Below are 12743 nucleotides of genomic sequence, written 5' to 3' on the forward strand. Positions count from 1 at the left end.
CCTTCAACGTCACGCAACGGCGCGCGACAGGAGCCAGAGGACAATGCAGACCAAGCTGGACGAAGCCAAGGCCGAGCTGCTCGAACGGGCCGCCCGGGTAGCTGAGAACAGCCCGGTCGGGGGGCACCTACCGACTGGGACGACGGGCGAGGGCACCCCCGACCGGGACAACGTGCTCGCGTTCCTCCAGCGCTACTACCTGCACACGGCCCCGGAGGACCTCACCGACCGAGACCCGGTCGATGTCTTCGGAGCGGCCTTCTCCCACTACCGACTGGCCGAGAACCGCCCTCAGGGCACGGCCAACGTGCGCGTGCACACCCCCACCGTCGAGGAGAACGGCTGGACCTGCAGCCACTCCGTCGTCGAGGTGGTCATGGACGACATGCCCTTCCTCGTCGACTCGGTGACCAACGAACTGTCCCGGCAGGGCCGCGGCATCCACGTCGTCATCCACCCGCAGGTCGTCGTACGACGCGACCTCACCGGCAAGCTCATCGAGGTGCTGCCCACGCGGCCCTCCGCCGAGGACCTGCCGCACGACGCGCACGTCGAGTCGTGGATCCACGTCGAGATCGACCGCGAGACCGACCGCGCCGACCTGAAGCAGATCACCGCCGACCTGCTGCGCGTCCTGTCCGACGTCCGTGAGGCCGTCGAGGACTGGGAGAAGATGCGCGACGCGGCGCTGCGGATCGCCGAGGAGCTCCCCAAGGAGCCGACCGCCGACGATCTGCGCGACCAGGAGGTCGAGGAGGCCCGCGAGCTGCTGCGCTGGCTCTCGGGAGACCACTTCACCTTCCTCGGGTACCGCGAGTACCAGCTGCGCGACGACGACTCGCTGGCCGCCGTCCCCGGCACCGGGCTCGGCATCCTGCGCTCCGACCCGCAGCACGGCGAGGACAGCCACCCGGTCAGCCCGTCCTTCGAGCGGCTGCCCGCCGACGCCCGCGCCAAGGCCCGCGAGCACAAGCTGCTGATCCTGACCAAGGCGAACAGCCGGGCCACCGTGCACCGGCCGTCGTACCTGGACTACGTCGGGGTCAAGAAGTTCGACGAGAACGGTGACGTCATCGGGGAGCGCCGCTTCCTGGGCCTGTTCTCCTCCGCCGCGTACACCGAGTCCGTGCGTCGTGTGCCCGTCGTCCGCCGCAAGGTCGACGAGGTCCTGCGCGGCGCCGGGTTCTCGCCCAACAGCCACGACGGGCGCGACCTGCTCCAGATCCTGGAGACCTACCCGCGCGACGAGCTGTTCCAGACCCCCGCCGACGAGCTCCGCGCGATCGTCACGTCCGTCCTGTACCTCCAGGAGCGGCGCCGGCTGCGGCTCTACCTGCGCCAGGACGAGTACGGGCGCTACTACTCGGCCCTCGTCTACCTCCCGCGCGACCGCTACACCACCGGCGTGCGCCTGCGGATCATCGACATCCTCAAGGAAGAGCTCAACGGCACCAGCGTCGACTTCACGGCCTGGAACACCGAGTCGATCCTGTCCCGGCTGCACTTCGTGGTCCGGGTCGAACCGGGCACCGAGCTGCCGCAGCTGTCCGACTCCGACAAGGAACGCATCGAGGCGCGTCTCGTCGAGGCCGCGCGCTCCTGGGCCGACGGCTTCGGGGAGGCGCTGACCGCCGAGTGCGGCGAGGAACGCGCCGCCGAACTGCTGCGCCGGTACGGCAACGCCTTCCCCGAGGGCTACAAGGCCGACCACTCCCCGCGCTCCGCCGTCGCCGACCTGGTCCACCTCCAGGCGCTCGGGCAGGAGACGAGCAAGGACTTCGCGCTCAGCCTGTACGAGCCGGTCGGCGCGGCACCCGGCGAGCGCCGCTTCAAGATCTACCGCACCGGCGAGCAGGTCTCGCTCTCGGCGGTCCTGCCCGCCCTGAACCGCATGGGCGTCGAGGTCACCGACGAGCGGCCGTACGAACTGCGCTGCTCGGACCGTACGACGGCGTGGATCTACGACTTCGGGCTGCGTCTGCCGAAGTCCCTGAACGGCAACGGCGACTACCTCGGCGACGACGGCCGCGAGCGGTTCCAGGAGGCCTTCGCCGCCACCTGGACCGGGCAGGCCGAGAACGACGGCTTCAACGCCCTCGTGCTGAGCGCCGGGCTGACCTGGCGGCAGTCGATGGTGCTGCGCGCCTACGCGAAGTACCTGCGCCAGGCCGGTTCCACCTTCAGCCAGGACTACATGGAGGACACCCTCCGCAACAACGTCCACACCACCCGGCTGCTCGTCTCGCTCTTCGAGGCGCGGATGTCGCCGGAGCGCCAGCGCGCCGGTCTCGAGCTGACCGACGCCCTGCTGGAGGAGCTGGACGCCGCGCTCGACCAGGTCGCCTCGCTGGACGAGGACCGGATCCTGCGGTCCTTCCTCAACCTGATCAAGGCGACCCTGCGGACGAACTTCTTCCAGGAGACGGCCGGCGGCACCCCGCACGAGTACGTCTCCATGAAGTTCGACCCGACGGCCATCCCGGACCTTCCGGCGCCCCGCCCGGCGTACGAGATCTGGGTGTACTCGCCGCGCGTCGAGGGTGTGCACCTGCGCTTCGGCAAGGTCGCGCGCGGCGGTCTGCGCTGGTCCGACCGGCGGGAGGACTTCCGCACGGAGATCCTCGGCCTGGTCAAGGCGCAGATGGTGAAGAACACCGTCATCGTGCCTGTCGGCGCCAAGGGCGGATTCGTCGCCAAGCAGCTGCCCGACCCGTCCGTGGACCGCGACGCCTGGCTGGCCGAGGGCATCCGCAGCTACCGGACCTTCATCTCCGCGCTGCTCGACATCACCGACAACATGGTGGCCGGCGAGGTAGTCCCGCCCGCCGACGTCGTCCGGCACGACGAGGACGACACCTACCTCGTGGTCGCCGCCGACAAGGGCACGGCGACGTTCTCGGACATCGCCAACGAGGTCGCGGAGAGCTACAACTTCTGGCTCGGTGACGCCTTCGCCTCCGGCGGCTCCGCCGGGTACGACCACAAGAAGATGGGCATCACCGCCCGCGGCGCCTGGGAGTCCGTGAAGCGGCACTTCCGGGAGCTGGGCGTCAACACCCAGACGCAGGACTTCACGGTGGTCGGCGTCGGAGACATGTCCGGCGACGTGTTCGGCAACGGCATGCTGCTCTCCGAGCACATCCGCCTGGTCGCCGCGTTCGACCACCGGCACATCTTCATCGACCCGACCCCGGACTCGGAGACCTCCTACGCCGAGCGCCGCCGTCTCTTCGAGCTGCCGCGCTCCTCGTGGGCCGACTACAACACCGAGCTGATCTCGGCCGGTGGCGGCGTCTTCCCGCGTACCGCCAAGGCCATCCCGGTCAACGCGCACGTCCGCGAGGCCCTCGGCATCGAGTCCGGCGCCGCGAAGATGACGCCGGCCGACCTGATGAAGGCGATCCTCCAGGCCCCCGTCGACCTGCTGTGGAACGGCGGCATCGGCACCTATGTGAAGTCGGCCGCCGAGTCGCACGCGGACGTCGGCGACAAGGCCAACGACGCGATCCGCGTCGACGGCGCCGACCTGCGCGTCAAGGCCGTCGGTGAGGGCGGCAACCTGGGTCTGACCCAGCTCGGCCGGATCGAGTTCGCCCAGCACGGCGGCAAGATCAACAGCGACGCCATCGACAACAGCGCGGGCGTGGACACCTCCGACCACGAGGTGAACATCAAGATCCTGCTCAACGCGGTGGTGGCCAACGGCGATCTGACCGTCAAGCAGCGCAACAAGCTGCTCGCCGAGATGACCGACGAGGTCGGCGCCCTGGTGCTGCGCAACAACTACGCGCAGAACACGGCGATCGCCAACGCGCTGGCCCAGTCCCCGAGCATGCTCCACGCCCAGCAGCGGTTCCTCCGTCATCTGGTCCGGGAGGGGTACCTCGACCGGGCCCTGGAGTTCCTGCCCAGCGAGCGGCAGATCCGGGAGCGGCTCAACGCCGGTCAGGGGCTGACCGGTCCGGAGACGGCCGTCCTCCTCGCGTACACGAAGATCACGGTCTCCGTCGAGCTGCTCGCGACCTCGCTGCCCGACGACCCGTATCTGCAGAGCCTGCTGCACGCGTACTTCCCGACGGCGCTGCGCGACAAGTTCCGTGAGCAGATCGACGGGCACGCGCTGAGCCGCGAGATCGTGACGACCGTCCTGGTCAACGACACGGTCAACACGGGTGGTACGAGCTTCCTGCACCGACTCCGTGAGGAGACGGGTGCCTCGCTGGAGGAGATCGTCCGGGCGCAGACCGCGGCCCGCGCGATCTTCAACTCCAGCGCGGTGTGGGACGCGGTGGAGGCACTCGACAATGTCGTCGCCGCCGATGTCCAGACCCGGATCCGGCTGCACTCGCGCCGCCTCGTCGAGCGCGGCACGCGCTGGCTGCTCAACAACCGGCCGCAGCCGCTCCAGCTCGCCGAAACGATCACCTTCTTCAGCGACGGTGTCGAGCAGGTGTGGTCGGAGCTGCCCAAGCTGCTCCGCGGCGCGGACCTGGAGTGGTACCAGCAGATCTACGACGAGCTGTCGAGCGCCGGCGTGCCGGACGAACTGGCCACCCGCGTGGCCGGGTTCTCCTCCGCCTTCCCGGCGCTGGACATCGTCTCGGTGGCCGACCGCATGGGCAAGGACCCGATGGCCGTCGCCGAGGTCTACTACGACCTCGCCGACCGACTGAGCATCACCCAGCTCATGGACCGCATCATCGAGCTGCCGCGGGCCGACCGCTGGCAGTCCATGGCCCGCGCGTCGATCCGCGAGGACCTGTACGCGGCCCACGCGGCGCTCACCGCCGATGTCCTCGCGGTGGGCAACGGCTCCTCCACACCCGAGCAGCGCTTCGAGGCCTGGCAGGAGAAGAACACGGCGATCCTCGGACGGGCCCGCACCACCCTGGAGGAGATCCAGGGCTCGGACTCGTTCGATCTCGCCAACCTGTCGGTGGCGATGCGGACGATGCGGACGCTGCTGCGCACGCACTCCTAGGCGGTAGGCGGTAGGCGAACGGGGGCGCACCGGGCCATCACGGCTCGGGGCGCCCCCGTCGCTCGTGCGCCGCATCCGCTGTGCGAACGGAGCCCCTCGAGCACGGGGTGCCTCGCCTCTCTTCGAAGTGCCCGGGCCGTGCGGTCCGGGCACTTCGCCGTTCCCGCGCGCTTCTCTGGCGGTTTTCTGGTGAAACTCCGGCTCGCGATTTACCTATACCTGGTAAATAGGACATTTAGCTTAAGGTGAGTTCGACCGACGGACAGACGTGTGGAGGACCCGGACCCGTGACAGTGCACCTCTCCGAGAGGCCGGCCCCCGTGGCGGCCCTGCCCGTCCTCCACCCCCGGTACGCCCCGAAGGCCCCGAGGGTCCGTCGGCTCGCCCTGGAGGTGGCCCGCTTCTCGGTCGTCGGCGGCAGCGGAGTCGCCGTCAACGTCCTCTTCTTCAACCTGGCGCTGCACGGCCTGATGTGGGCCCCCATGACCGCCACGGTGGTCGCCAGCTGTGTCGCCATGGGGACGAACTACCTCGGCTTCCGCTTCTTCGCCTACCGGGACCGGGCCTCGCGCACCCGGCGCCAGATCGCCCTCTTCTTCGCCTTCAGCGGGCTCGGTGTCGCCATGGAGAGCGCGCTGTTCTATCTCGGCTATCACGGCCTGGGGATGAGTGGCCCGCTCGGCTCGAACCTCGCCAAGGCGCTGTCGATCGTGCTGGCCTCGGGGTTCCGCTTCGTGGCGTACCGGACATGGGTTTTCCAACACGCGAAGAACGCACGATAAGGCTACAAAAAGGGTCACAGTCTCTACGATTAATAGGATGAATGTGGATCAGCACCGCGCGTCCGAGAACGGGACCGAGTTCGACGAACACGGGACCGAATCCGCCGAGCCCGGGGCCCGGTCCGCCGAGCACGGGACCGCGTCCGGCGCGCGACGGCCGGCCGTCTCCGTGATCGTCATCGTCTACAACGACGCCGCCAGGCTGCCCACGGCCGTGCGCTCAGTCCTGCGGCAGACGCTGCACGACGTCGAGGTCGTCGTCGTGGACGACCGGAGCACCGACGGCTCCTACGAGGTGGCGCGGGGGCTGGCCGCCGCGCACCCCGACCGCGTCCGCGCCTACCGGCTGCCCGAGAACAGCGGCGGCTGCGGCGCCCCCCGCAACCGCGGCATCACCGAGGCCCGGGGTGACTACGTCCTCTTCCTCGACAGCGACGACGTCCTGGAGCGCGACGCCTGCCGCAACATGCTGGAGGCCGCCGAGGCCACCGGTGCCGACCTTGTCTCCGGGCTGTGCGTGCGCGTGCACGTCGACTCGCGCGCGGGCAAGGAGGTCAAGTGGTACCCCTGGCTGTACGAGCGCACCCGCACCCTGGAGTCGATCTCCGAGCTGCCCGACCTGATGGTCTTCGACACCCTGTCGACCAACAAGTGCTATCGCCGGCGGTTCCTGCTCGACGAGGGGCTGCGCTTCGCGGTCGGCATCCACTACGAGGACCTGCTCTTCTCCGCCCAGGCGTACGCCACCGCCCGCCGCATCACCCTCATCCCCAACCGGGTGTACGACTGGAGGGTCGCGGACAAGGCGGCGGCGAAGTCCATCAGCAACCGGCGTGACGAGATCGCCAACTTCACGCACCGCATGGAGATCCACCGGCGGGTCGACCGACTCCTCGCGGACAAGGGGCTCCTGGAGCTGAAGTTCGCCAAGGACGTCAAGTTCCTCAAGCACGACCTCGTGCTGCATCTGCGTGAGCTGCCCTTCCGGGATGAGGCCTTCCGCGAGGAGTTCGCGGCGATCGCCCGGCAGTACCTGGAGTCGATCGACCGCGCCGCCTTCGACGAGGCCGAGCCCATCCACGCCATCTGCGCCTATCTCCTCCAGGAGAGCGACTGGGACAATCTGCTGCCCGCCGTGGACACGCTCACCAACCGCGACAAGATCTCCTCGCCGCTCGTCGAGCGCGACGGCCGCGTGTACTGGTGCGCCGAGCATCTCGACGACCCCTTCGGCCGGCACATCCTGGACGTCACCGACCTCGGCCACCACGCCAAGCCGGTCGAGAAGATGTTCCTGCGCAATGTGCTGACCTCGTACGAGAGCACCGCAGCCACCGTCCGGCTCACCGGGCGCGTCACCAACCCGCTCGGTGTGATCCCGCCCGGCGCCCGGCTCGCCGGACAGCTGGAGTTCTACGCCCGCCGCCGCGGGGTGCGCTTCCAGACCTTCCGCTTCCCCGTGGCGAACGTGTGGCACGCGGGCGGGTCCATCGCCTGGGAGGGCTCGGCGGACCTCGCGTCCGTGCGGCCGCTGGGCATCGTGGACGCGGTGTGGGACGTACGGCTCCACCTCGACGTCGACGGCGTGCGCACCACCACCCGGCTCACCGCGGCCGAACCCGGCCTGGCCACCGGCCAGCTGCCCGTCCGGCCCCGGCTCACCCGGCTGGTCGCCGACCGGATCGAGCCGGTCGTCTCCTCGCGCGGGCACCTGTCCTTCCGGCTGGTCCCCGACAAGAAGGCGAACGCGCTCGTGCAGCGAGGCGTGCACGGCCGGGCCGGAACGCTCGCCAAGTCGGGCTACCGCAAGGCCCGTTCCCTGCGCAGGGAACTCACCTCGGGGGAGAGCAAGATCCGCCTCTACCACGAGGTGTTCAGCCGGCTGCCCGTCAGGAAGGGCCTCGTCGTCTTCGAGAGCCACCTGGGCCGCCAGTACAGCGACAGCCCCAGGGCGATCTACGAGGAGATGCGCCGCCAGGGCCTGGAGTTCCAGGCGGTCTGGTCGTACACGGGCGGTCCGGCCGGGTTCCCGGAGGACGCCACTCTCGTACGCCGCTGGTCGCTGCCCTACCTCCGGGCGCTCGCGCAGGCCGAGTTCTGGGTCGACAACCAGAGCTACCCGCTGAAGCTGACCAAGCGGCCGAGGACGAAGTACATCCAGACATGGCACGGCTCCGCGCTCAAGCGGATGGGCTTCGACGAGCCCGAATGGAAGCTCAAGTCCCGTGAGGAGCAAGCCGAGCAGCAGCGCACCCTGGACCGCTTCGACCGGTTCCTGATCCGCTCCGAGCACGATGTGCGCACCCTGGCCCGGGCGTTCCGGCTCCAGGAGCGGACCCTGCTGCGGGTCGGCTATCCGCGCAACGACGCGCTCGCGCAGGCGAGGCGGCGGGAGGAGGCCGAGGGGCGACGTGAACGCGGACCGCTGGCAGCCGAGTTGGGCATCCCCGGGGACAAGCAGATCCTCCTGTACGCCCCGACCTTCCGGCAGCGCGGCAACGGAAAGCGGCGGTTCGAGCTGCCCTTCGACGTGGAGCGCTTCGCCGACGCCTTCGGCGACCGCTACGTCCTCCTCGTCCGCTCCCACTACCTCAACCACGTCGTGCTCCCGCCCTCCGTACGCGGCCGGGTCATCGACGTCACCGCGCACCACGACATGACCCCCCTGCTCGCCCTCGCCGACGGGCTGATCACCGACTACTCGTCCGTGATGTTCGACTACGCCCTCCTCGACCGCCCCATGTTCTTCTTCGTGTACGACTACGACGCGTACGTGCACGAGGGGCGAGGCACCTATTTCGACCTGCTGGAACGGGCCCCCGGACCCGTCGTGCGCACGGAGGACGAACTGCACGCGGTCCTCGGTTCGCTGGAGGAGCAGGCCGTCAAGTACGCGCCCAAGCGTGAGCAGTTCACGGCCGAATTCGGCGAGTACGACCAGGGCACCGCGGCGCGGAGCGTCGTCGACGAGTTCTTCGCGCAATGGAGGCGCTGATGACCGGCCGTCCGCAGCGGGACATCTTCTTCGTCTCCAACAGCGTCGACGAACTGGGCGGGGTGACCAGCTGGTCGCACCAGATGGCCCGCCTGTTCACCGAGCGGGGTCACCGCGTGCACGTCATCGGCGTCACCGAGCCCGCCGTCCCCCAGGAACTGGGCGAAGTCCCGTACCCCACCACGACGTTGTACGACGCCCACCCGCCGCACGTCGGACCGCCGCGCGGACTCAGGGGACGGCTCGACGTCGCCGAGCGGAGGCTGCGCGCCGAACGGGTGGCGGGCATGCGTGAGCGGGCCGCCGAGCTGACCGCGCTGTTCCGGGCCGCGCGGCCCGGCGCCGTCGTGATCGTCACCCAGGTGTGGGCCATGGAATGGGTGGAGCTCGCCGACACCAACGGGCTGACCGTCATCGGAATGAGCCACGAGTCCTTCGCGTACGCCCGGACGACCTCGCGCTTCCGGCGGGTCCTCAAGCACTACAAGGACGTCGACCGGATGCTGGCGCTCACCCGCGAGGACGCCGACCTGTGGATCAGGCAGGGCATGAACAACGCGTCCTTCATGCCGAATCCCCTTCCGTTCGTGCCCGAGGTGCCCTCGCCGCGCACCGGGAACGTCGTCGTCAGCGTCGGCCGGCTGCACGACCAGAAGGGCATCGACATGCTCCTCGACGCCTGGGCCGAGACCGCGCCGCGCCACCCCGAATGGCGGCTGCGGATCTACGGCTCCGGCGAGGACGAGGAGATCCTGAAGAAGCAGTGCACGGCGCTCGGGCTCGACGGTTCCGTGGACTGGATGGGGCGGACGAGCGATGTGCCGGGGGCTCTGCGGGGCGGCTCGGTGTTCGTGCTCTCCTCACGGGGCGAGGGCTTCCCGCTCGCCCTCATGGAAGCCATGGCCGCCGGTCTGCCGTGCGCCGCCTTCGACTGCGCGCCCGGCGTCCACGAGATCGTCCGGGACGGCGAGGACGGCCTGCTGGCCACCCTCGGCAATACCGGTGAACTGGCCCGCCGGCTGGACACGCTGATGTCCGACAAGGCCCTGCGGGACGCCATGGGCGAGGCGGCGCGCGTGAACGTCCAGCGCTTCACGACGGAGGAGATCGTCCGCAAGTGGGAGGAGCTGTTTGCGTTCCTGGAGCGCTGAGCGAGCGCCGGTGCGCGGAACGGCCGGAGGCGGAGCCGACCCACGGCTCCGCCTCCGGCGTCGTTCGAGCACTACTTGCCCGTGAACTTCTCGTACTCCTTGAGAACCTCGTCGGTCGGTCCGTCCATGCGCAGTTCGCCGCGCTCCAGCCACAGCACCCGGTCGCAGGTGTCGCGGATCGACTTGTTGTTGTGGCTGACCAGGAAGACCGTGCCCGCGGTCCTGCGCAGCTCGCGGATGCGGGCCTCGGACCGCTTCTGGAAGGAGCGGTCGCCGGTCGCGAGGGCCTCGTCGATCATCAGGACGTCGTGGTCCTTGGCCGCCGCGATGGAGAAGCGCAGCCGCGCTGCCATGCCGGAGGAGTACGTCCGCATGGGGAGCGTGATGAAGTCGCCCTTCTCGTTGATGCCCGAGAAGTCGACGATCTCCTGGTAGCGCTGCCTGACCTGCTCGCGGGACATCCCCATGGCGAGGCCGCCGAGGTGGACGTTCCGCTCGCCCGTGAGGTCGTTCATCAGGGCCGCGTTGACGCCGAGCAGCGAGGGCTGGCCGTCGGTGTAGATCTTGCCGTTCTCCACGGGGAGCAGACCCGCGACCGCCTTGAGCAGCGTGGACTTGCCGGAACCGTTGGTGCCGATCAGGCCGATGGCCTCGCCCCGGTACGCGGTGAAGGAGACGGACTTGACGGCGTGCACCTTGCGGACCCCCGCCGCCTTCTCGCTCTGCTTGCGGCGCAGGATGCGGTTGAGGGCGGCGGTCGCGCTGCCCCGGCCGGCGCCGGTGCCGTTGACGCGGTAGACGATGTCGACGCGGTCCGCGATGACGGTGGGGATGCGCTCGGCGCCGGTCACGGCGGTGTCCTCGGCCGTGACCTCGGCGCTCCGCGGCCGGATGTCCTGCGTGATGATGTCAGCCACGGCCGTACGTCTCCTCAGCCTTCCAGAAGTAGATGAAGCCGCCGACGCCGGCGAGCAGCGCCCAGCCGACCGCGAGCGCCCAGACGTGGTGCGGCAGCTGGTGCGCGTGGAAGCTGTCGATCAGCGCGAAGCGCATCAGGTCGATGTAGACGGCCGCGGGGTTGCTCTCCAGCAGGACCATCGCCCAGCGCGGCAGGTGGCTGCCGCTGAGGACCTTGTCGATGCTCCACATGACACCCGAGACGTACATCCAGGTGCGCAGCAGGAACGGCATGAGCTGCGCGATGTCCGGCGTCCTGGCGCCCATCCGCGCCACGATCATCGCGACGCCCGCGTTGAACGTGAACTGGAGCACCAGCACGGGCACCGCGAGCAGCCACGAGACGCTGACCGGGACGCCGAAGCAGAGCAGGATGACGGCCAGCGCGGCCATCGAGAACAGCAGCTGCTGGAGCTGCTGGAGGGCGTACGACACCGGCAGCGCGGCGCGCGGGAAGTGCAGGGCGCGGACCAGGCCGAGGCTGCCGGAGATCGCCCGGGTGCCGGCCATGATCGAGCTCTGCGTGAAGGTCCAGACGAAGACGCCGGTGACCAGGAACGGGACGTAGTCCGGGACACCGTGCTTGGTGCCGAGCAGGACACCGAAGATGAAGTAGTAGACCGCCGCGTTCAGCAGCGGGGTCATCACCTGCCACACCTGGCCGAGCTTGGCCTGGCTGTACTGCGAGGTGAGCTTGGCGGTGGCGAACGCGGTGATGAAGTGGCGCCGTGCCCACAACTGGCGGACGTACGCGGGCAGGGTCGGGCGGGCACCGCTGACGGTGAGGCCGTACCGGGCGGCGAGGGCCGCGGCGTCGTCGGCGGGGGTGACCGGCGTCGCTGTCGGGGGCGGGGTGTGGAGGACCTGACTCACATCCGTTGCTTTCGCTCGGGGGTGGGGTGCGCGAGGTCCGTCCGTGACGCTTGCTGCGCCGTTCTTGCCGTTTTCTTACGTCGGGACGGGACCGTATCGTCGCAACGCGAGCGTAGGCCTTCTCGACGTCGGAACGCAACCGTTTCGTCGTAACGGCCTATGCTGGGCCGTATGACGACGAACGCCGACAACGCCGCGAGTGCCGCCACGCCCGCGCCTGCCGCCGGGAAGGCCCCGCGTCGCCGGGCTCCCGCCGGTGCGGCCGTCCTTCGTGAGGATGTGACCGAGGCCATCCGCGCCGCCGTCTTCGAGGAACTCGCCTCCGTCGGCTACGCCCGGATGTCGATCGAGGGCATCGCGCGCCGCGCGGGGGTCGGCAAGACCGCGGTGTACCGGCGCTGGCGCTCCAAGCTCCATCTCGTGCTCGACCTGGTCTCGGCGGTCGCCGTCCAGGGGCTGCCCGCCCCGGACACGGGCTCCCTGGAGGGCGACCTGCGACTGCTGTACGAGGTCACCTCGCGCGCCCTGCGGCATCCGGTGGCCGGCCAGATCATCCCCGACCTCCAGGCCGAGGCGGCCCGCAACCCGGAGATCGCGGACGCCATGCAGAAGGCGCTGCGGGAGGGCCAGCAGGGCGTCGCGAGCGGGATCGTCGCGGCGGCGACCGCCCGGGGCGAGGTGCGCGAGGGCGTCGACCTCGACCTCGCGCTCGACCTGATGTCCGGGCCGCTGTACTGGCGCGCGGTGGTGGTCCGCGGCCCCAAGGTGCCGAAGGGCTACCTGGCGAGCCTGGCCCGCGCGACGGCGGCGGCGCTGAAGGCGCTGTGACCTGGGTGGTGCCGGTCCCGCGGAACTGAGCGCTGCCGGTCCTGCGGAACTGAGCGCTGCTGGTCCTGCGGCCTTGGTGCTGCTGGTCCTGCGGATCTGGGTGCTGCCGGTCCCGCGGACCTTGGCGCTGCTGGTCCTGCGGATCTGGGTGCTGCCGGTCCTGCCGACCCGGGTGC

At 69.8% G+C, this 12743-nt stretch carries 7 protein-coding genes; 5 read left to right on the plus strand and 2 right to left on the minus strand.

Features of this window, described 5'->3' with window-relative positions; genetic code table 11:
• Positions 1-43: 43 nt before the first annotated feature.
• The 4 genes from OOK38_RS17395 (at position 44) to OOK38_RS17410 (ending at position 9909) form a co-directional block, all read left to right on the plus strand.
• Complete coding sequence (locus OOK38_RS17395) at positions 44-4981, plus strand: NAD-glutamate dehydrogenase (RefSeq protein ID WP_266759399.1); 4938 nt, start codon at positions 44-46, stop codon at positions 4979-4981.
• 287 nt (positions 4982-5268) lie between these two features.
• The gene (locus OOK38_RS17400) at positions 5269-5763 is read left to right on the plus strand and encodes a GtrA family protein (RefSeq protein ID WP_266759398.1); all 495 of its coding nucleotides are present in this window, start codon (positions 5269-5271) and stop codon (positions 5761-5763) included.
• 37 nt (positions 5764-5800) lie between these two features.
• Positions 5801-8758, plus strand: coding sequence for a CDP-glycerol glycerophosphotransferase family protein (locus OOK38_RS17405; protein ID WP_266759397.1), 2958 nt, complete (start codon positions 5801-5803; stop codon positions 8756-8758).
• Complete coding sequence (locus tag OOK38_RS17410) at positions 8758-9909, plus strand: glycosyltransferase (protein WP_266759396.1); 1152 nt, start codon at positions 8758-8760, stop codon at positions 9907-9909. Before OOK38_RS17405 ends, OOK38_RS17410 begins: the two co-directional genes overlap by 1 nt.
• Before the next feature lie 71 nt (positions 9910-9980).
• Here the strand turns inward: OOK38_RS17410 and OOK38_RS17415 are convergent, their stop codons facing one another.
• Both OOK38_RS17415 and OOK38_RS17420 read right to left on the minus strand, forming a co-directional pair.
• A complete protein-coding gene (locus OOK38_RS17415) occupies positions 9981-10802 on the minus strand; it encodes an ABC transporter ATP-binding protein (RefSeq protein ID WP_266765709.1) in 822 nt (273 codons plus the stop codon).
• A 16-nt stretch (positions 10803-10818) separates the two neighbouring features.
• The gene (locus OOK38_RS17420) at positions 10819-11739 is read right to left on the minus strand and encodes an ABC transporter permease (protein ID WP_266759395.1); all 921 of its coding nucleotides are present in this window, start codon (positions 11737-11739) and stop codon (positions 10819-10821) included.
• A gap of 171 nt (positions 11740-11910) precedes the next feature.
• On the opposite strand from OOK38_RS17420, the gene OOK38_RS17425 reads away from it, so the two are divergent.
• Positions 11911-12567 carry a TetR/AcrR family transcriptional regulator gene (locus OOK38_RS17425; RefSeq protein ID WP_266759394.1) on the plus strand — a complete coding sequence of 219 codons (657 nt, stop codon included), beginning with the start codon at positions 11911-11913 and terminating at the stop codon, positions 12565-12567.
• Positions 12568-12743 lie beyond the last annotated feature (176 nt).

Origin of the sequence: Streptomyces sp. NBC_00568 (assembly GCF_026341855.1) — a bacterium.
Classification (GTDB): domain Bacteria; phylum Actinomycetota; class Actinomycetes; order Streptomycetales; family Streptomycetaceae; genus Streptomyces.

What these genes read in the sequence shown, in the direction of transcription:
- OOK38_RS17395 (WP_266759399.1), top strand. Translation starts at nt 44, where the DNA reads ATGCAGACCAAGCTGGACGAAGCCAAGGCCGAGCTGCTCGAACGGGCC.
- OOK38_RS17410 (WP_266759396.1), top strand. Translation starts at nt 8,758, where the DNA reads ATGACCGGCCGTCCGCAGCGGGACATCTTCTTCGTCTCCAACAGCGTC.
- OOK38_RS17405 (WP_266759397.1), top strand. Translation starts at nt 5,801, where the DNA reads ATGAATGTGGATCAGCACCGCGCGTCCGAGAACGGGACCGAGTTCGAC.
- OOK38_RS17425 (WP_266759394.1), top strand. Translation starts at nt 11,911, where the DNA reads ATGACGACGAACGCCGACAACGCCGCGAGTGCCGCCACGCCCGCGCCT.